The sequence below is a fragment of the Actinocorallia herbida genome, from assembly GCF_003751225.1.
Classification (GTDB): domain Bacteria; phylum Actinomycetota; class Actinomycetes; order Streptosporangiales; family Streptosporangiaceae; genus Actinocorallia; species Actinocorallia herbida.
Genome location: NZ_RJKE01000001.1, coordinates 5,961,764 through 5,980,900, shown reverse-complemented (window position 1 = coordinate 5,980,900; position 19,137 = coordinate 5,961,764). Strand labels below are relative to the sequence as shown.

At 66.3% G+C, this 19,137-nt stretch carries 16 protein-coding genes; 8 read left to right on the top strand and 8 right to left on the bottom strand.

The features are described from left to right. Window positions 1-542: 542 nt before the first annotated feature. The 8 genes from EDD29_RS27130 to EDD29_RS27100 all read left to right on the top strand — a co-directional run bounded on the left by EDD29_RS27130 (window position 543) and on the right by EDD29_RS27100 (window position 7,988). Entirely contained in the window at window positions 543-1,853 is a 1,311-nt protein-coding gene (locus EDD29_RS27130) for a hypothetical protein (protein WP_148086111.1), read from the top strand. After that, entirely contained in the window at window positions 1,850-2,419 is a 570-nt protein-coding gene (locus tag EDD29_RS46480) for a hypothetical protein (protein WP_211359929.1), read from the top strand. The genes EDD29_RS27130 and EDD29_RS46480 overlap by 4 nt, the downstream gene beginning before the upstream one ends. Next, entirely contained in the window at window positions 2,416-4,347 is a 1,932-nt protein-coding gene (locus EDD29_RS27120; RefSeq protein WP_123667096.1) for an AAA family ATPase, read from the top strand. Before EDD29_RS46480 ends, EDD29_RS27120 begins: the two co-directional genes overlap by 4 nt. A 975-nt stretch (window positions 4,348-5,322) precedes the next feature. After that, on the top strand, window positions 5,323-5,925 hold the full coding sequence (locus EDD29_RS27115; RefSeq protein WP_123667095.1) for a Uma2 family endonuclease: 603 nt from the start codon (window positions 5,323-5,325) through the stop codon (window positions 5,923-5,925). A gap of 186 nt (window positions 5,926-6,111) precedes the next feature. Further along, window positions 6,112-6,546, top strand: coding sequence for a DNA-binding protein (locus tag EDD29_RS27110; protein WP_123667094.1), 435 nt, complete (start codon window positions 6,112-6,114; stop codon window positions 6,544-6,546). Then, window positions 6,543-6,797 (top strand): hypothetical protein, encoded by a 255-nt coding sequence (locus EDD29_RS27105; protein WP_123667093.1) that lies wholly within the window; start codon window positions 6,543-6,545, stop codon window positions 6,795-6,797. Before EDD29_RS27110 ends, EDD29_RS27105 begins: the two co-directional genes overlap by 4 nt. Further along, window positions 6,722-7,105: a DUF6036 family nucleotidyltransferase gene (locus EDD29_RS48230; protein WP_425455014.1), complete on the top strand. Its 384-nt coding sequence runs from the start codon at window positions 6,722-6,724 to the stop codon at window positions 7,103-7,105. The genes EDD29_RS27105 and EDD29_RS48230 overlap by 76 nt, the downstream gene beginning before the upstream one ends. Before the next feature lie 361 nt (window positions 7,106-7,466). After that, window positions 7,467-7,988, top strand: a complete 522-nt coding sequence (locus tag EDD29_RS27100) for a glycoside hydrolase family 3 C-terminal domain-containing protein (protein ID WP_123667092.1) — start codon at window positions 7,467-7,469, stop codon at window positions 7,986-7,988. A 436-nt stretch (window positions 7,989-8,424) separates the two neighbouring features. Here the strand turns inward: EDD29_RS27100 and EDD29_RS27095 are convergent, their stop codons facing one another. From EDD29_RS27095 to EDD29_RS27060, 8 genes are all read right to left on the bottom strand, one after another. Continuing rightward, window positions 8,425-9,966 (bottom strand): long-chain-fatty-acid--CoA ligase, encoded by a 1,542-nt coding sequence (locus EDD29_RS27095; RefSeq protein ID WP_123667091.1) that lies wholly within the window; start codon window positions 9,964-9,966, stop codon window positions 8,425-8,427. Between the two features lie 28 nt (window positions 9,967-9,994). Next, a complete protein-coding gene (locus tag EDD29_RS27090; protein ID WP_123667090.1) occupies window positions 9,995-12,037 on the bottom strand; it encodes an enoyl-CoA hydratase-related protein in 2,043 nt (680 codons plus the stop codon). Window positions 12,038-12,087: 50 nt separating this feature from the next. Then, entirely contained in the window at window positions 12,088-13,308 is a 1,221-nt protein-coding gene (locus tag EDD29_RS27085; protein WP_123667089.1) for an acetyl-CoA C-acetyltransferase, read from the bottom strand. A gap of 84 nt (window positions 13,309-13,392) precedes the next feature. After that, the gene (locus EDD29_RS27080; RefSeq protein WP_123667088.1) at window positions 13,393-14,559 is read right to left on the bottom strand and encodes an acyl-CoA dehydrogenase family protein; all 1,167 of its coding nucleotides are present in this window, start codon (window positions 14,557-14,559) and stop codon (window positions 13,393-13,395) included. Beyond that, entirely contained in the window at window positions 14,552-15,733 is a 1,182-nt protein-coding gene (locus tag EDD29_RS27075; protein WP_123667087.1) for a CaiB/BaiF CoA transferase family protein, read from the bottom strand. Before EDD29_RS27075 ends, EDD29_RS27080 begins: the two co-directional genes overlap by 8 nt. Continuing rightward, entirely contained in the window at window positions 15,730-16,917 is a 1,188-nt protein-coding gene (locus EDD29_RS27070; RefSeq protein ID WP_123667086.1) for an acyl-CoA dehydrogenase family protein, read from the bottom strand. The genes EDD29_RS27075 and EDD29_RS27070 overlap by 4 nt, the downstream gene beginning before the upstream one ends. Continuing rightward, window positions 16,914-17,972: a phosphotransferase family protein gene (locus EDD29_RS27065; RefSeq protein ID WP_246053047.1), complete on the bottom strand. Its 1,059-nt coding sequence runs from the start codon at window positions 17,970-17,972 to the stop codon at window positions 16,914-16,916. The genes EDD29_RS27070 and EDD29_RS27065 overlap by 4 nt, the downstream gene beginning before the upstream one ends. After that, on the bottom strand, window positions 17,969-19,093 hold the full coding sequence (locus EDD29_RS27060) for a TIGR03617 family F420-dependent LLM class oxidoreductase (RefSeq protein WP_123667085.1): 1,125 nt from the start codon (window positions 19,091-19,093) through the stop codon (window positions 17,969-17,971). Before EDD29_RS27060 ends, EDD29_RS27065 begins: the two co-directional genes overlap by 4 nt. Window positions 19,094-19,137 lie beyond the last annotated feature (44 nt).

Below are 19,137 nucleotides of genomic sequence, written 5' to 3'. Positions count from 1 at the left end.
GAGTGGCTGCATGTGCAGTCCAGTGCAGAAGAACCAGCAGAAAAGTTTATCGACCCGTAACTTCAGGGCCGCTCGGTTCGGAACCGTCCTGGGCGCGTGGGCGAGGCGGCGCCGACCCCGCGGGTGATGGAGGGCTGGAGCGCAGACCGGACGAGCGCAGCGAGTACCGGTTGCGCGCAAGCCCGCGCCCGCGAGGATCGAAGCCGCTGGCCGCGCGCTCCAGAGGAGACTCTGCAGTGAGTCTTCAGCAGTCTCGGTGGAGCGCCCAGAAGTTCTAAACAGCCAGGCCAGTAGCGGCAGGCCAGGCACATGGCAGCTCGGTGAGCTGGTGTTTCAGCGGAGGTCGTTCGGTTCGCTGCCACTGACACCTGGTGACTATGAACATGCTCCGCGCTACTTCTCGGGCTGCAATCAGGTAACACTCACCAGATGATCATCGTTAGTAGCCGTATAGTCGCAGAGTGGTGCCTGAATCCGTGTCTGGCCTGCCTAGCCCCCCGAACAGCGCGGTTATCTCGGCTGGCGAAGTGTTGTCGTCGGCCATGCCTTCTGATGACGCCGGTCCGCAGACGGCTGATCGCTATGACTGGCAAGCTGCTATGGCAGCAGCCGACGGCTTGAAGATGTACGAAGAAGCCCTAGACGACGGCGGTCGGCTGCGACCTGGGTGCGAAGACTGGATTCTGTGTGAATGGCAGGAAGATTGGGTTCTGATCTCTGATCAGGACATCGAGCTGGTTTCTGGTAAACATCGTGATCCCTCTGCCGGTGCCTATACGACCGTCAACAAGCTTGCTGATGACGGAGGCTTGGCGCATCTGTTCAACCGGTGGGCTGCGATGAAGGAGAAACCGTTCTGTCGGCTGGTGACCTCTGGCGGTGTCGGGGCCGGTGAGGCTCAGCAGCTCTTGACCGCGGCTCTCACTCTTCGAACCATGAAGCCACACACCCCTCCTATGACGGAGTTTGCGCACAACACGGTGGTGGAGAAGCTGCGGGATGCGATCGGCGCTTACTGCAAGTCCACCAAGCTTCGATGGACCGGAGATGACGAAGCGCCCGCGGTGCCGGATCGCGAACGTGATGCCGAGACAGCGCGATTCCTGGCGGCTTTGACGATCGACCACGAGCGGATCCACCGTGATCACGTGGAGTATGCAGCGCCGACGATGTTCGTTCAGCCGGTCCTCGACAAGATGGGGGTGAGCGCACCGGCGGCGGCAGTCTGGAAGGCCGTACTGGACGTTTTCCGCAGTCGCATGAGAGGCCGCGGGCCGGTATCTGCCGGAGAACTGCCCACTATCCTGCAGCGCGGCTACACCTTTCAGGGTTTCCCCTCAGACCTCGCCCGGATGCTCAGCAGGCGCAGCATCACCATGCTCGACATCCAGCAAGCGATCGAGGTCGCGGTGAACAGGCCCATCGGTTACCAGCAGCTTCCCGTGCTGCGTCCCTCCTCCCGTCTTGAAGTGAAACTGGAGGCCGGCGGCTGCTCCGTCAACACCCTCGAACGAGCGATGAGCCTGCGCTCGGACTACCGGGATTACTGGAGCGGCCGCGAGAGCGGTGACCCGATGGCCCGGATGGAGCGCCGCCGCCTGGAGAGGCTGCTTCAGCGCATATGCGACCAAACCACTGACGGGCCGAACCTACTGGGAACTCTCTTGTGGAGACGGCTGGAAGAAGCAATCAACAGCCTAGATCCCTCCGTTCTTCCAGCAGGTATGGATCCCGAGCTCGCTATGGGCGGGATCTGTGATCTGACCGACCGGTGCAAGGTGTGGTTCAGCCATCGGTTCGATGTGGACGCCGTCTTGGCGGCCGACAGCGTAGGCGAGGGAACGCGATCATGATCGAACCTGATGCTGAGGAGCTCGTGCTTCTCCGAGAGGATCTCGCCTATCACCAGGCCCGGGTGCTGCTACTGGTGACAGCCGTCTCGGATCTGAAGGAACACGGACGCAAACTCGATGGCCTGACCAAACTGGCCAAGCTCGACTTCCTGCTTCGCTACCCCGCGCTCGCGCCCGACGTCCTAGACCGCCTAGACCGCACGGACCCACGGCTGCATCTTGATGTTGAAGAGACACAGGCACGCACCGAAGTCGAAGCACCGATGACGCGCTACAAGTACGGCCCTTGGGACGACCGCTACTACGCCATCCTTGGCGCGTTGATCGGCCGGGGATTGATTCGCTACACCCGCGCGCGCAAAGGAAGCGTAGCGGTCGCTGCGACCCCCGATGGACGCCGGCTAGCAAGCCAGCTCGCCGCCAGCGAGGAGTGGAGGGAGATTGCCGACCGCAGTGCTGTCATTGCCGAGGTCTCGTCGGGACTCACCGGCAGCGCGCTGAAGAACCTTATCTACGACCGATTGGCTGATCTCATGGACCGTCCCCATCGGCAGGTGATCCGGTGACCACACGCTTTCGGATCGAGACCATCCAGCTGGAGACCACCAACGGTCCGGTCCAATACGTGTTCAGCGCTGACCTCACCGTGCTAGCCGGGCCTTCCGGTGCTGGCAAGACCACACTTCTAGAACTGATCAAGTTCGGGTTCGGCGGCACCGCCACCCTCGCAGAGGTCGCTGAGCTGCACGTCGAGTCGGTTGGCCTGCTCGTTCGGATCGGTGACCACCGGCTACGGCTCACTCGCAGCCTCGACAGGGCGAAGCGCAAAACCGTACGCGTCTTCGATGTGATCGACCAGCAGCAGCTCCCCGACCACCATGTCGGCGCCGGACAACCCAGTCTCAACTCCCTGCTGCTGAACTGCTTCGGCCTACCCGACGACCTCCGAGCTGCCGCCAGCGGCAACAGCACCCGGCCAGGCAACCGCATCACCTTCAACGACATCTTCACCTACCTGTACATCCCGCAGAGCCAGATCAACCGCGACATCGCCTACAGCCGCGAAACCGTCCGAGAACCCAAGCGCAGAGCGGTTTTTGAGCTCCTGTTCGATCTCGTCAGCCCCGACCTGCTCAAACTGCGCTCCGAAATCAACGCTTTGAAGGGTGAGATCGCCGATGCTGAGGCTAGGCGCGACACCGTTGTGCAATTTCTTCGCGACAGCGGCACCAGAAGCCGAGATGATGCCCTGGGTGCCCAGAACGCGGCTGAGCAGACCCTCACCCGGACGCAAAGTCGCCTGGAAGAGCTGCGCGATGCAATCGACCCAGTGCTCGACCGGGAAACCCAGACCCTCCGCGACCTGCTGACCGAAGCCGAACGCGGCTTGGCTGACAGCCGAGCCGCCGCGATCGACCTAGCTCGCCGACAGGCCCATAACAACGCCGAACGAACCCGGGTTCAAACGGACCTCGGTCGGCTCAACCGGATGCGCGATGCGGGCGAGCGCTTGGCCGACATCGAGTTCACCGTGTGTCCCCGATGCATGCAATCCATCAAGAAACGCACGGTTCCTGCGGGGTCATGCCGACTGTGCCTCCAGAGCGATCCGGTCTCCACGCCGACTGAACATGATCATTACGAAGTGCGGCAGCTGACCGAACAGCTTAGCGAGATGAGCATGCAAGAGCGCATTCTCTCTGAACAGCACGCGGTGGTTCTCCGGCTGAGCGAGGAGCGCGAACGTCTCATTTCCTACCTGACCAAGACCCTCGAAGAACGCACCTCGCTCCGCGTCTCCCCGCGACTGCAGGCATTCACCGATCTCTCGAGCCAAGCCGCTGCCGCAGCGGCAAATAAAGAGCGTTGGGAGGCTGTCCTTCGGCAGTGGGATAGCGTTGCAGACCTAGAAGCCGCCGCTGATCAACTTCGCGTTGCGCGAGAGAACTCAAAGAGCAGGCTCAACGCGGCGACCCGCGAGCTCGATGAACGTCGAGCGGAGGTCATCGAACAGGTCAGCGTGGAGTTCGACAAGGCTGTTCGCGACATCGCTATCCCAACGATCACTCAGGCGTCTATCGACCCTGAGAACTACCTGCCCGTCATCAACGGAACGGTCTTCTCCAGCAAGAGCCAATTGGCGGGCGGTGTTACCACCGCCACTCAGATCGCATACTGGTGTTCACTGCTCGCTGTTGCCGTTCGCCGCAACGATACCTTGTACCCGGCCTTTCTTATTATCGACAGTCCGCGCCTCGCCCTCAATACCGCCACGAACGTCGCCGCAGCAATGTATCGAAGACTCACCACGCAGGCTGATGCCCGGCCAGGAAAGCTCCAATTCATCATCGCCGACAACGAACTTCCTGACACGTACCGAGGAAACCAAGCACAGATCGACTTCGACTACGACCATCCCACTGTCAGCACCATCGAGCACCCAGGCCCTGCCCAGGTTGCCCGCATCGCCACCGGGGAACTCGAAGACATTTAGCGTTGATATCGGTTTTGAGTACGAAAACTATATTTCGTATTTTGTTCCCGGCCTGGCGGCCCGCCAGGCCGGCAGCAATGGGGCGTGTGATTATTTTCAGCCAAAAAGACGGCTCTGTGGGCCAGGATTGCCCAACGCAATGCCCGTGCAGGCAACGGCCGCGAATATCGGGCTTGGCACGCATCGCTGGAAGCTCGAATGCACTATCTCCTGGCTTTTGGAATGCGGCCGCACTCTCTGCAAGGTCCGCAACGGACCATGTTTGCAGCCGACATAGTTCTCACAGCCGCACTTGCGTGCTACCGAAGAATCTCTCCGAGTACCCCGTGAGACATGGCCTAAGTAACTCAGCGTTATGGGAGGTCGGTGGCCTCGTGCGGCTCCTGTTGACCGGCGCGCTACCCATAGGGGTCGAAGCTTCGTACCGGATTCGTTAGATCATTTGTTAGATGACCGAAAGGCACTCGGGACGACTGGGCTCCACTAGTCAGCGTCTAGTATTCTTCTGACCTGCTGTTCTATGGATTCGTGTGCAGCCCAAAGGGTCCATGATCTATTTGGGCCGGCTCCAACGAGATCATGAAAATGATCATTAGCCGGGATCTTGGATTGTAGCTCTGACCAGCGGTTTTGGCTGCCGTTGGGACTCTGCCCTGTGGGCCGCGGCGGTAACCGTGTTAGCGAAAAAGTTAGCGGCCTGATCGCGATGGTGATGCGGCGCACCGGGTGTCAGGGAGTGGTCGCGGGTTCGCTGCTGTCCAGGGCGGGGGAGGGGAGGGCGATGAAGGTCTCTCCTCCCTTGCCTGTCGCAGGGGCCATTCTGTTGGTTCTTGGGTGGTTTTGCTGTGGCCTCTGGCCAGGTTTCACGAGTTCGGGTAGAGCCGAGCGGGCTTGAAGTGGTGGCGGGCAAGGTCGGCGCCGAGAGATCGTCTGGCCTGGTGGCCTGGGTGGTGGTCGAGTCGCTACGGTGGTCTCATGAGCGCTCTGCCGGACTGGATGACTCCTCCGCGGGAGGAGGGATGGTTCGCCGAAGATCTCGACCGCCTCGTTGAGGCGCCACGTCACACCGAGCTGATCGATGGAGCACTCGTCTTCATGATGTCGCCGCAGCGGGCCTGGCACGGCCGCCTCGTCACGGCCTTGACCATGGCCTTGATGGAGCAGGCGGGGGAAGGCGTCGAGGTTGAGCGGGAGATGACGATCCGGCTGGACGCGCGCAACCGCCCGGAGCCCGATCTCTTGGTGACGTCCGCGCCCTACGATCCGAACCGCACCTGGTTCGCGCCGCAGGACGTGATGCTGGTCGTGGAGGTCGTCTCACCGGAGTCCGCGCACCGGGACCGCACCGTCAAACTTCGCAAGTACGCAGAGGCGGGCATCCCGCACTACTGGTGCATCGAGGATGAGGGAACGACGCCGGTCGTGAACGTCTATGAGCTGGATGCGCCGACCAGGGCCTACGTGGCCGCCGGAATCTTCCGAGACGTCATTGAGCGTCCTGTGCCTTTCGAGATCAGGCTGGATCTGAAAGGTCTCCTGCCTCGCTCGGCCCCGGGAGAAGCGAGCAGGGACGCTTGACGGCACAGGGCTGTCGCTCCAATCGGCGGCCCGCTCGTCGCCTGTCCCCGAGGGGTGGCGGAGTCGCGCGCAGCGGGTGCCAAGGGGCCGTGCTGCGCGGTCGGCGTTGGCGCTCAGGGCGGACCGTTCATCGCGCAGGGAAGCTCAACCCATGGCGCGGCAGGGCTCGTGAGTAGACTTCTCGCCATGTCGGAGGGGTCGGTGGATGATGCGGACCGCGAGGCGGTCGAGCGTTTCGTGTCGGTGTCTGAGCGTCGGCTGTCTCGTGAGGCGGAGCGGTCTTTGTGGTTGAACCGTGCGGTGGTTGCGGAGTTGGAGTCGGACGCTGATCGTGTGCTGGGGACGGCTCGTCGGAATCTGGAGCGGATGCGGGGAAGGGAGGGGTGGGGGCATAACCCCTGGTTCGTGCGGTGGAGGATCGTTCTGGATTCCGGGGTCGATGCAGTGATCGAAGTGCTTTTGTCGCGCGATCCGGAGGCGGTGGAATTGCGGCAGAACACGCCTTTCGCGGGGGTGCTGGCCCAGGAGGATCGGGAACGCCTCCTTGCGGAGTTCGGCAGGTACTGGGCTCGGGTGAACAAGCGGTCTGCGGAGCCGACCGAGACTAGTGTCGAGGGGTGAAGCGCGAAGAGTTGGACGACCTGCTGATACTGATCAGCAGGCTCGGCGGAGAGATTCTGGTGGTCGGTAGCCAGGCGATCCTCGCGGCGGTTCCGGAAGAGCGGCTTCCCGCTGAGGCGACGGCGTCCGTGGAGGTGGACGTGGCGTTCCTGGATGGTGACGAGGAAAGTCGGACATCGTTGACGGTGCGCTCGGTGAGTACTCGCGCTACCACGAGGAACACGATGTCTACGCTCAAGGCGTTGGGCTGAACACGGCCAAACTGCCCGAGGGCTGGAGGCAGCGGCTTATTCGCTTCGAAGGACTGCCGAATGAGGTCGTCGCCTACGCTCCCGAACCACATGACCTCGCAGCAGCGAAAGCCATTGCAAGCCGAGAGAAGGACGCGACCTACGTCCTGTCCCTGATCGCCGCAGGCATCCTCGACCCGAATATCCTCTCCGAGCGCCTGACCCATATGCCAGCAGAAGTGCCACCAGAGATGGTCGCGCTGGTATGGGGACAGATCGCCCATCTGCGGACCGGCGGCAGTACCACCTCCGCTGAACCGAGTCCCTGAGACACCCTCGAGACCTCCATGCCTTCGCCCAGGAGTGCCGACGGGTTTCGTTGCAGCCGAGCCTGATCTCCTCAGCAGTGAGTCCACGAAATCGGGGAAGATCATGTCCGTCGCACTGGGGGAAGCCCAGCTACCGTCCCGCTCCTACTGACGCACTGACCAGACTCTGCCGGCGCAGTCCGAGATCCAACGCGCGCTGCGGACTACCTGGCGCAACGGTAGCTGGAGGCTGCTCAAGGCTCCGTTCGGGGGCCGGAAGGAACCACCGCGGACGACGTTGCCGCAGCCGCCGGGGCGGCGAAGGACGCGGACGTCGCCGTAGTGGTCGTGGGCGAGCGTACGGGCTGGGTCGGTGACGTGACTGCTGGAGAGCAGGTCGATCGGCAGACCTGCGCCTTCCGGAGACCAGGAGGACCTCATCGCCGCGGTGGTCGCGACCGGGGCACCCACCGCCGTGATCGTCGTCAGCGGTCGCCCGCTGCTGCTCGACCGCATCTGCCGGGGCGCCGGCGCCGTCATCTGGGCGCCGCTGCTCGGCCCCGCCGCCGGGCTCGCCCTCGCGGACGTCATCGTGGGGAACACCGCGCCCGCAGGACGGCTGCCGGTGTCCTTCCCTGCCTCGATCGGGCAGATCCCGGTGTTCCACGGCAGCTGCGTGGGAAGCGGGTATGACACCCCTGGAGGCGAGGACGACTACGGCTACATCGACGGTTCGGCGCGTCCGCTGTTCCCCTTCGGCCACGGTCTCGGCTACGCGCAGTTCGCCTATGGCGATCTCGAGTCCGCCGCGTCCGAGGTCCAGCCGGGAAGCTGGTTCAACGTCACAGTGGAGATCCGGAACACCGGCGACCGTGAGGCGGACGAGGTCGTGCAGCCACGGTAGATGTCCGGAGGGCCCGCACCGGGTGTACCGGTTCGGCCGGCGGACGCACCGGCGCGAATGCCGGCCCATGCCCGGCGCCAGTCCCCGTTCTTGGGGTGGGGTTTGTGGAACCAGCCGGGTTCGCCCGTGGGGTGGTATTCGGTGGTGATGTAGACGGTGGAGCGGAAGCTGACCTGGATGGTCGAGCGTAGCTGTCATCGCGTGCTGAACGAACCCTCCGTCGAAGACGATGAGCGTCTCGCCGTCGCCCGTTACCCGGTAGCTCAGAGGTCGATCTTGAGCGGACGAGGGGACGTGAGCGCAGGAATGCAGTCGGCCGGAAGGGGATCCGTGGAGAAACGCCACGGCCGCCGCCCATCGGCGGAAGCGGCCGCAGCGTTTCCCTCCCTCGGCCGTGCCCGTCCGGATCGACGCGCACGGTGCGCTGCGTCGTCGGTCAGCGCCGGGGGACATCGGCGAGATATTCCTCCCGCAGCGTGCGTTTGAGGATCTTTCCCGCCGCGGTTCGCGGAATCGCCGGGGTGAACTCGAACGACCGCGGTGCCTTGTAGCCGGCGATGAGACTCTTGACGTGGTCGCGCAGTTCCTGCGCGGTGGTCTCGGCGTCGGCGTGCAGAACGACGACACCGTGGACCCGCTCGCCCCACCGCTCGTCGGGCAGCCCGATCACCGCGCATTCCACGACCGCAGGATGCGAGCTCAGCGCGTTCTCCACCTCGGCCGAGTAGACGTTCTCACCTCCGGTGACGATCATGTCCTTGATCCGGTCCACCACGTAGAGGTACCCGGCGTGATCCATGTAGCCGGCGTCGCCGGTCCGCATCCATCCCGCGTCGATCGCAGCGGTCGTCTCGTCCGGCCGGTTCCAGTAGCCCTGCATGACGTGACCGCCTCGCACGACGACCTCGCCCACGCAGCCCGGTCCGGGTTCGGCGCCCGCCGAATCGATGATCTTCACTTCGGTATGCGGGATCGCCCGGCCGGCCGAACGCAGGCGGATCCCTTCGGCGTGGTCCTCCGGAGTCAGGAAGGTCGCCAGGCCCGCCAGTTCGGTCATGCCGTACGCCTGCGTGAACCCCGCACTGGGAAAGGCGGCCATGGCTCGTTTGAGCAGCGTCTCGGAGATCGGTGACGCACCGTAGAGGATGGTCTCGACGCTTCCCAGATCGAAGTCGGCCGTCGCCGGGTCATCGACGATGGCCTGGATCATGGCGGGGACGAGCGTCATTCCGGTGACGCCGTTGCGTTCGATCACTTCCAGCAGCATCCGGACGTCGAAGCTCGGAACCATGACATGCGTGCCGCCGACGAGCAGTTGCACGTTCCAGCCGGTGAAGTCGGCCAGGTGGAACATCGGGGCGACGTGAAGGTACGTGCCGCCGCTTCTGAACAGTGCCCGGCTCGCCCCAGCCCCCAGGGCAGAGGTGACCAGGTTGGCATGGCTGAGCATGACGCCCTTGGGGAAGCCGGTCGTGCCTCCCGTGTAGAAGAGGCCGGCGAGCGCGTCGCCGCCGCGACGCGCGTCGCCGACGGCGTCCGATTCGGCGATCAGCCGCTCGTAGTCGAGCATCCCGTCGGGCGTCGGCCCCTCACCGCAGTAGATCACCGACTTCAGGCCCGGGTGGGCACTGCGCAGTGCGGGAACGAGGGACGCGAAGGCGTCGTCGACCACGAGGACGGCGGTCTGGCAGTCGTCCAGCGAGAAGACGATCTCGGCGGCGCTCCATCGGGTGTTCACCGGGTTCAGGACCGCGTCGGCCCAGGGCACGGCAAGGAGCAGTTCGCTGTAGCGGTCGGAGTTGAGCGCCAGGATCGCGACGCGGTCTCCCGGAGAGACCCCGATGCCCTGGAGTGCTCCGGCGAGCCGCGCGACCCGTTCGCCCACTTCGCCAAAGGTCCGTGCCCGGTTCTTGTAGATGGTCATCACCGCGTCGGGCGTCTGCTGCAGCGAACGGTGAAAGCCCTGTGTCAGATACATGATTACCCTTCCTTCGCGGCACGGCGGTTCACGAGTACGACCCGCCTGCGGACGCCCGTTCCGTCAGCGACGGCATCGGCTCGAATCGTGCGCCGTACGTCCTCGCCAGGTCGTTGCAGCGGGCCGCGAATCCCGGCAGACCGCCGTGATACCGGTCGGCGTACCGGAGCACTCCGCCGGTCCAGACGGGGAAGCCCACGCCGCGGACCGATCCCACGTTCGCTTCGGGAGCCGAGCGGACGACGCCCTCGTCGAAGCAGCGGATGGCCTCCAGCGCCTCGCTGAAGAGCAGGCGCTCCTGGACGTCGGCGAAGGCGATGTCACGTTTGGCGTCGCCGAACATGACGCTCAGGCCGCTCCACAGCCCTCGGCGCCTGCCGCGATCGTCGTAGTCGTAGAAACCCGCGCCGCTCTCTCGACCGGTGCGCGCGCACTCATCGATCAGGCGGCGCAGAATGTGCCAGGTCGTCGATTCCGCGCCGTCGACGGCGCGGCCTTCGCTGATCTCGTCGCGGATCCTGAGCATCAGCGGCAGCGAGAGGTCGTCGAGCAGGGCGAGGGCACCGACGGGGTAGCCCGACTGCGTGGCGGCCCTTTCGATCGAGGACGCGGGGACGCCTTCGGCGAGCAGGAGCAGCGCCTCGTCGAGGAACGCCTGCAGGACGCGGGTGGTGAAGAAGCCGGGCCGGTCGCCGACGACGATCGAGGTCTTGCCCAGCTGCCGGGCGAAGTCGATCGCCTTGGCCAGGGCCTCCTCACCGGTCTTCTCCGCCGTGACGATCTCGACCAGGTCCATCTTGTCGACCGGGGCGAAGAAGTGCATGCCCACGACGTTCTCCGGAGCGGGGGCGCTTTCGGCCAGGCTTGCGATCGTGAACGCGGAGGAGTTGGACAGGACGAGCGTGCCGGGCGCGAGCCGGCCGGCGACGGCCGCCAGCAGGCTCCGGCGCCGGGCACCGTCGTCGAAGGCCGACTCGATCAGGACGTCCACGTCCGTGGGGTGTCCCGTATCGAGGTCGTCGGCGACGACCGTGACGCTCACTCCGGCGTCCGCGCATGCGCGGGCGACTCCTTCGGCGACGGGTCCGCTTCCCAGGACGAGGGCCTTGGACGCCTTGTACCTGGGACGGTCCGACCGCTTGTTCGCCGAACGGCCGATGACCCGAGGATCGAAGAAGGCCACCTCGATGATGTTCGACGAGATCTGGCTCCCGGCGAGCCCGGCGCAGTAACGCGACTCGATGGCCTGCGCGTTGTCGAAGTCGACCTGGGCCCCTTCCACGGCAGCGGCCAGGATGGCCTCGGCCGCCGGGTCGGGTGCTCCCCGCGTCTTCTTGCGCAGCACCGCGGGAAGCGTGGCGAGCAGACTCGCCGTTTGGGCGTCTCTTGGTGCGCCGCCGGGGATGGTGTAGCCCGGCTCGTCCCATGGCTGGACGGCGCGGGAGCCGGAGCCGATCCGGCGCTTCGCCGCGGCCAGGAGGTCGTCGGGTGGCACCACCTCGTCGAGGAGGCCCGCCGACAGAGCGGCGCCGGGGGCGAACCTGGTGCCGGGCAGCAGAAACTCGGCCAGCGCCCGCTCGATGCCGAACATGCGGACGGTGCGGACCGTCCCCCCGGCTCCGGGAAGGAGGCCGAGCGTGGATTCGGGGAGCCCGACCAGGACCCCTGGGTCGTCGACCGCGATCCGGTGGTGACATGCCAGCGCGATCTCCAGCCCGCCGCCGAGCGCCGTTCCGTTGATCGCCGCGACGACCGGACGCCCGAACGTCTCAAGGCGGCGCAGGTCGGCCTTCAGCTTGTTGAGCATGGCCTCCACGGCCGGGACGTCCCCGGGGCCGGCGGCCACGAACGAGGTGAGGTCCGCTCCGGCGAAGAAGGTCTTCTTCGCCGAGGTCAGCACGACTCCTGTGATGGAGTCGCGTTCGGCCTCCAACCGGTCCAGGACCGCCGGGAACTCGTTGGTGAATCGGTGGTTGGCGGTGTTCGTGGAGTGGTCGGGGTCGTTCATCGTGAGCACGACGACGCCGTCAGGGTCGCGGTGCCAATCGAACATGGGGTGCTGAGAAGGCATCTCGGGTGACTCCTTGGGGACCGAAGGTTCGTGGGGTGGCGGCATCGGGGTCATACGCGCTCGATGAGGGTCGCTACGCCCATGCCGGCGCCGATGCACAGCGTGACCACCGCACGGCGGGCGTTCCGTCGCTCCAACTCGTCGACGACCGTGCCGATCAGCATTCCGCCGGTCGCGCCCAGGGGATGCCCCATCGCGATGGCTCCGCCGTTGACGTTGACCTTCTCCTCGGGGATCCGGAGGTCCTTGATGTACTTCAAAGCGACGGCGGCGAACGCCTCGTTGATCTCGAAGAGATCGATGTCCTCGACGTCCAGGCCTGTGGTGGCGAGCAGCTTGCGCGTCGCGGGAGTCGGGCCGGTGAGCATGATCGTCGCGTCCGCTCCCGACGTTGCGGTGCCCACCACCCGGGCTCGTGGAGCCAGGCCGTACCGGGCCCCCGCACGCTCTGAACCGACCAGGACCAGAGAGGCGCCGTCGACGATGCCCGAGGAGTTCCCCGCGTGGTGGACGTGCTCAATGCGTTCGACCCAGTGGTAGCGCTGGAGAGCGACCGCGTCGTAGACCTGCTCGCCGAGCTTCGCGAACGAAGGTGACAGCTTCGCCAGCGATTCCAGGGTCGTCGACGGGCGCATGTGCTCGTCCTGCTCGAGCAGCACCGAGCCGTTGTGATCCCGCACGGGGATGATCGACTTGGCGAAGTGGCCACCAGACCAGGCCGCGGCCGCCCGCTGCTGGGACCGTACGGCGTAGGAGTCGACGGACTCCCGGGTGAAGCCTTCGATGGTGGCGATCAGATCCGCTCCGATTCCCTGGGGGACGTAACCCGTCGCGAGGGCGGTGGCGGGATCCTCGGCCCATGCGCCGCGGTCCGAGCCCATGGGTACACGGGACATCGACTCGACCCCGCCCGCGAGCACGATCGAGTCCCAGCCCGAGCGCACCTTCTGCGCGGCGATGTTCACCGCCTCCAGGCCGGAACCACAGAAGCGGTTGACCTGCAGACCACCGACGGTGTCCGGCAGGCCCGCCGCGAGAGCCGCGATCCTGGGCAGCACGGATCCCTGGTCGCCCAGCGGCGACACGATCCCCAGGACGATGTCGTCGATCGCCGAGGGGTCGAGAACGGGGTGCCTCGCGAGCAGCCCTTCGATGAGACCGACCACCAGCGAGATCGGCTTCACGGTGTGGAGTGCGCCGGTCGGCCGTCCCTTTCCTCGCGGTGTGCGGACGGCCTCATAGATGAAGGCCTCGTTGAGTTCAGTGGACACTGTGTGTTCTCCGTTCTGAGCATCCTCCGGGACAAGTCGGGATGTCGGCCGGGCGGGCGGCGTACCTCGTCCTCATGGCGGCCGTCATGGCGTCAGGCCCATGTCACGCCCGATGATCTCCCGCATGATCTCGTTCGTCCCGGCGTAGATCGATTGCACCCGGGAGTCGACGAACGCCCGCGCGATCGGGTATTCGCGCATGTAGCCGTATCCGCCGTGGAGCTGCATGCAGCGGTCGGCGACTTTGAACTGGAGTTCCGACACCCACCATTTCGCCTTGGCCGCCTGCACGGGGCTGAGCTGGTGCCGAGTGTGCAGGTCGATGCAGCCATCGACGTAGACGCGTGCTATGTCCACCTCGGTCCGCAGCTCGGCGAGCACGAAGCGGCTGTGCTGGAAGGAGCCGACCGATCGCCCGAAGGCCGAACGCGATCGCACGTAGTCGAGCGTTCCGCTCAGCATTCCCTCGGCGGAGGCCGCGGCCATGACCGCGAGCGAGAGGCGTTCCTGCGGAAGGTTGCGCACGAGCTGGAAGAAGCCCTGACCGTCTTCCGGCCCGAGACGGTTGCTCTCGGGAACGCGGACATCGTTGAAGAACAGCTCGCTGGTGTCCTGCCCGTGCAGTCCGAGCTTGTCGAGGTTCCGCCCGCGCTCGAACCCGGACATGTCCCGCTCGATGACGAACAGGGTGAGCCCGCGGTGCCGGTCCTGCGAAGTGCGCGCCGCAACGACGACGAGATCGGCGTTCTGGCCGTTGGTGATGAAGGTCTTCGAACCGTTGATCACATAGTCGGTGCCATCGCGGCGCGCGCTGGTCTTGATGCCGGCCAGATCGCTGCCCGCCTCCGGCTCGGTCATAGCGACTGCGGCGATCGACTCCCCGGAGGTGAGTCCCGGCAGCCACCGAGCCTTCTGCTCGTCGTCGGCCAGCTCCAGGAAGTACGACGCGGCGACGTCGTTCTGCAGCGCGAGCCCCAGGCCGACCGAGGCGTAGCCGGCCCGGGCGAACTCCTCGTCCACGACGGCGCTGAAGCGCCAGTCGTCGACGCCGGCGCCGCCGAACTCGGCAGGCGTTCCGAACATCAGCATGCCGACCTCGCCCGCGGCCCGGTACAGGCTCCGATCGACCAGGCCCGCTTCCTCCCAGTCCTCGTAGTGCGGAGCGACCTCCTTGACGATGAAGGCCTGGACGGTCTCCCGGAACGCCTCATGCTCACCGGTGAAGACGCTGCGTGACGTCGATTCAGCCATGATGGTCCTTTCGTTCTCCGGCCGCGGCGCCCGGGTTCCGCCGCCAAGGGTTCCCGCCGAGGAGGGCGGAGCGGATCTCGTCGCCGTGCTCTCCGGGTACGGGCTGCCGCCGCGGATGAGCGGGGGGCGTCCGGTCGAAACGCGGTGCCGGTGCGGGCTGCGGCACACCGTCGACGTCGATGAAGGTCGCACGGGCCCGGTTGTGGGCGTCCGTCAGTGCCTCCGCGGGCGTGAGCACGGGAGACACGCAGGCATCGGTGCCTTCGAAGATCGCCAGCCACTCTTCGAGCGTTCGGCACTGGATGATCTCGCTGATCCTCGACCTCATCGCCGGCCAGAGGCCGGCGTCGTCGTGGCTTGTGATCCAGTCGCTCTCGAAAGGAACCCCCAGGCCGTTGAGAAAGGCCCGGTAGAACCGGGGCTCGATGGCTCCGACGCTGAGGAAACGGCCGTCGGCTGTGGCATAGACGTTGTAGAAGTGCGCTCCTCCATCGAGCATGTTCGCTGCCCGCCGGTCGATCCACAGTCCGGCGGCCCGCCATGTGTGCAGCATCGTGGTCAGCAGCGCGGTGCCGTCGGTGATGGCCGCGTCGACGACCTGGCCCTCGCCGGTCCTCGTGGCGTGGTGGACGGCCGCCAGGAGACCGAAGGCCAGGAGCATGCCGCCCCCGCCGAAGTCCCCCACGATGTTGAGGGGGATCACCGGTGTTCCCTCGCGCGGTCCGATCGGTTCGAGGGCGCCGACGCGGGAGATGTAGTTGATGTCGTGCCCGGCTCGGTCGGCCAGCGGACCGGTCTGGCCCCACCCGGTCATCCGCGCGTACACCAGTCTCGGATTGACCGCATGGCAGTCCTCCGGCCCCAGGCCGAGCCGCTCGGCTACCCCGGGCCGGTATCCCTCGATCAGGACATCCGCCGAGGTCAGAAGCGTTCTGGCGACGTCGAGGTCCGCGGGGTTCTTGAGGTCGAGCTCGATCGACCGGCGATTGCGGTTGAGCAGGTCGAGCTTCGGCGGTACCGGATTGCCCGCGTGCCCGCCGGGCCGGTCGATCCGGATGACGTTCGCGCCGAGGTCCCCGAGCATCATGGCGGCGAACGGTGCGGGGCCGATGCCCGCCAGTTCGACGACCCGAAGACCCGTGAGAGGGCCTCTACCCGTGCTGCCGGCCGTCACCGGTGCCCTCCACCGCGGCGGAGCACTTGCCTGGCGATCGCGTGCTTGTGCACTTCGGTGGGGCCGTCGTAGAGACGGAAGGCCCTGATGTCGCGGAAGATCATCGCGACCGGGGTCTCGTCGGAGATGCCGATGCCGCCGAGCACCTGCACGCACCGGTCGGCCACCCGGAACAGTTCTTCGGACACCGCCGCCTTGACCATGGAGCTCTCGTGGCGGCCCTTCTCGCCTTGGTCGAGCCGCCAGCATGCCCACCAGATCGCCAGCCGGCACTGCTGGAGCGCGATCTCGTTGTCGGCCAGCATGAAGGACACGCCCTGGTGCTCGCCGATGGGCTTGCCGAAGGCCGTCCGGGTCCGTGCGTGCTCGACGGCGATGGCCTGCGCCCGTTCGGCGGCGCCGAGCCAGCGCATGCAGTGGGTGAGACGGGCGGGCGCCAGGCGCATCTGCGCGTAGCGCAGCGCGTTGCCGACCTCGCCGAGGAGCGCGGACTTCGGTAGCCGCAGCCCCTCGAACCGGACCACGCCATGCCCTTCGACGTAGTTGCGGTCCATCGTCGACATGACCCGTTCGATGACGATTCCCGTCTCGTCACCGCCGCACAGGAAGAGCGTCGGCCCGTGCGGTCCGTGCGGGTTCGGCGGCACGTCGGCCATGATGATCCAGGTCTTCGCGCCCGTCGCCCCGGTGATCAGCCACTTCCTGCCGTTGATCGTGTAGCCGTCGCCGTCGAACTCGGCGGTCGTCGACAGCTGCGCCGGGTCCGAACCGGCGCCGTCCGGTTCGGTCATCGCGAACACCGATCGCTGCCACCCGTCGATGACCGGCTGGAGGTAGGCGGCCGTCTGCTCCTCGTCGGCGATCTTGGCGAGCAGGTACATGTTCCCCTCGTCGGGCGCCGCGCAGTTGAGCGCCACCGGGCCGAGAGTCGACCAGCCGGCGGCCTCGTACAACACGGCCTGTTCCACGTGGGAGGGCTCCCGGCCGCCCAGACGGCGCGGCGCCTGGAAGGTGAGCAGCCCGCGCTTGCGCGCCCGCTCGACGAGCTCGGCGCGCAGGTCGTCGGTCGGGCCGTGCTGGGTCAGCCGGGGATCGGTCTCGTAGGGAACGATCTCCTCGACGACGAAGGCACGGATCTCGTCTCGCAGGGCAGCGACGTCGGAGGGGATGCTGAAGTCGATCATTGTTCTCCGTCCATGAGGTGTGTCGCGCGCTCGAACAGGCGCAGGGTCATCGCGTGCAGCTCTTCGCCGGTGCGCTGTGGTGCCTGGCCGGCGGCCGCGCGGGCATGGGTGCCCTCAAGGACGATGCCGAGCTTGAAACAGGCCAGGACGATGTACCAGGTGAGCGCGTCGATATCCCGGCTGCTGCGTTCCGCGTAGCGGGTGCTCAGCTCGGCCGCTGACGGCAGCCCGGCCGACTCCATGAACGCGCCGCCGAAGATGGTCGGTGCCTGAGGCAGCCGCCAGGTGGCGAGCAGCCAGCCGAGGTCCAGGAGAGGGTCCCCGATCGTCGACATCTCCCAGTCCACGATCGCAGCGATCTCGGTGGAGGACCGGTCGAACATCACATTGGCGCAGTGGAAGTCCCCGTGCAGGATTCCGGCCTGCCACCTGCTGGGACGCCTCTGCTCCAGCCAGGTTGCGACGTCGTCGAGGCGGGGGATGTCCGGGCCGCCGTAGCCGGGGAACCGTCGGTAGGAGTCGAGTTCAGCGAGCCAGCGGGGAACCTGTCGTTCCAGGAAGCCCTCCGGCTTGCCGAAGCCGGTGAGCCCCACGGCCTGGTGATCGACGGTGCCGAGGGTCGCGAGCGCGTCGACGATGTTGAAGGCCATCCGGCGCCTGAGGCTCGGGTCTGCGGCGTGCGGGGCGGGAAGTTCGAGGCTCGGGTTGAACCCCTCGATCGGGTCCATCAGGTAGAAGACCGCGCCGTCCAGCAGCGATGGGTCGTCGCACGAGGAGATGAGTCGGGGATGCGGGACAGGGGTGTCGGTCAGTGCCGCGAGGACTCGGGTTTCGCGCAGGATGGCGTCGTTGCTTCGCGGACGCAGGTGGCGCGGGCCTCGGCGCAGGACATAGCGACGTTCGCCCCGGCGGAACGACACCATGATGTTCTGGGTGCCGCCTCCGAGCGGCCGCACTTCGGTGAGCGGCGCCGAGCCCAGTCCACGACCGTCCATCCATGCGGCGACCGCGAGGAGTTCCCGCTCTGTGAGGCCCGCGGGCGCGGTGGCGATCAAAGCCGGGCCTCCGAGCCGAGGACGGCCGGCTCACCGGCGATGCTCGCGCGCGCGGCCGTGTCATCGGCGTCCTGGATGGTCTTGGCGAGCCCGGCCAGGGTCTCCATGTCTTCGGGGCCGCGGACGCCGATGGAGAACTCGACATCGGTGACGACGTCGGAGAACCGCTCCAGAAGGCGCTGCCCGATCTCGTCGTAGGTTCCGATGACCGCGAACCGATGCAGGACGGAGTCGTCGATGAGCGCCGGGAGTTCCTCCCAGCGCTGTTCCTTCGACAGCAGCTTGGCCTCGCCGGCGAGGTCGCCGAGCCCGAGGTGCTCGAAGGCCACTGCGTATCCCGGGGTGGAGGCGTAGAAGGCGATGCGCGCGCGGGCGTCGCGGACCTTCGGCAGCAGCTCCTCCTCGGTGCGGGCCGAGGCGACCAGCGGCTTCATGCACACCCTGAAGGAATCCAGGCTCCGGCCGGAACGCTGCGCCCCCCGTCGGACGGCGGGCAGCATGACCTCCCGGATGTAGGACGGAGTGCACACCGGATGGGGCCGGATCCCGTCGGCGACCTCCCCTGCCACGGCGCACATTCCCGTGTTCACCGAGGCCAGGTGGATGGGAATGTCGGGGTTCTCGATCGGCCCGGCATCGAACAGCGGCACCATGAGCGACAGGTTGTAGTGCTCACCGGCGAAGTCGAGCGGGGTACCGTTCTGCCAGCAGTTCCAGACGGCGCGCACCGCCTCGACGTACTCTCGCATCCACGGTCCGGGGGCCGACCACGTCATTCCGTAGCGGCGCTGGATGTGGCCCCGCACCTGGGTGCCCAGGCCCAGCGTGAACCGCCCGCGGGAGAGCTTCTGCAGCGTCCACGCGTTCATCGCCATGATCGTGGGGCTCCGCGGGAACGCGATCGCCACGGCAGTGGTCAACCTGAGCCGCTCGGTCCGCTCGGCCGCCAGCGCGAGGACGGTGAACGGGTCGTCCTTCGTCTCCTCGACCGCGAGACCGCCGTAACCCAGGTTCTCCAGTAGTTCGGCGTTCTCGGCGACCGACCAGATGTCCAGTGGCGTCTCCGGTGTCCGAAGACCCGGATCGACTTTTCCCAGCGGGAGCAGGGTCTCCAACCGCATAGAACACTCCTGACGTCGTGATGATTCGTGACACGACGTTAGGA

Excerpts from the sequence above, each read along its gene's own strand:
- EDD29_RS27130 (WP_148086111.1), top strand. The coding sequence starts at position 543 with ATGCCTTCTGATGACGCCGGTCCGCAGACGGCTGATCGCTATGACTGG.
- EDD29_RS46480 (WP_211359929.1), top strand. The coding sequence starts at position 1,850 with ATGATCGAACCTGATGCTGAGGAGCTCGTGCTTCTCCGAGAGGATCTC.
- EDD29_RS27115 (WP_123667095.1), top strand. The coding sequence starts at position 5,323 with ATGAGCGCTCTGCCGGACTGGATGACTCCTCCGCGGGAGGAGGGATGG.
- EDD29_RS27110 (WP_123667094.1), top strand. The coding sequence starts at position 6,112 with ATGTCGGAGGGGTCGGTGGATGATGCGGACCGCGAGGCGGTCGAGCGT.
- EDD29_RS27095 (WP_123667091.1), bottom strand. The coding sequence starts at position 9,966 with ATGTATCTGACACAGGGCTTTCACCGTTCGCTGCAGCAGACGCCCGAC.
- EDD29_RS27090 (WP_123667090.1), bottom strand. The coding sequence starts at position 12,037 with ATGCCTTCTCAGCACCCCATGTTCGATTGGCACCGCGACCCTGACGGC.
- EDD29_RS27080 (WP_123667088.1), bottom strand. The coding sequence starts at position 14,559 with ATGGCTGAATCGACGTCACGCAGCGTCTTCACCGGTGAGCATGAGGCG.
- EDD29_RS27070 (WP_123667086.1), bottom strand. The coding sequence starts at position 16,917 with ATGATCGACTTCAGCATCCCCTCCGACGTCGCTGCCCTGCGAGACGAG.
- EDD29_RS27060 (WP_123667085.1), bottom strand. The coding sequence starts at position 19,093 with ATGCGGTTGGAGACCCTGCTCCCGCTGGGAAAAGTCGATCCGGGTCTT.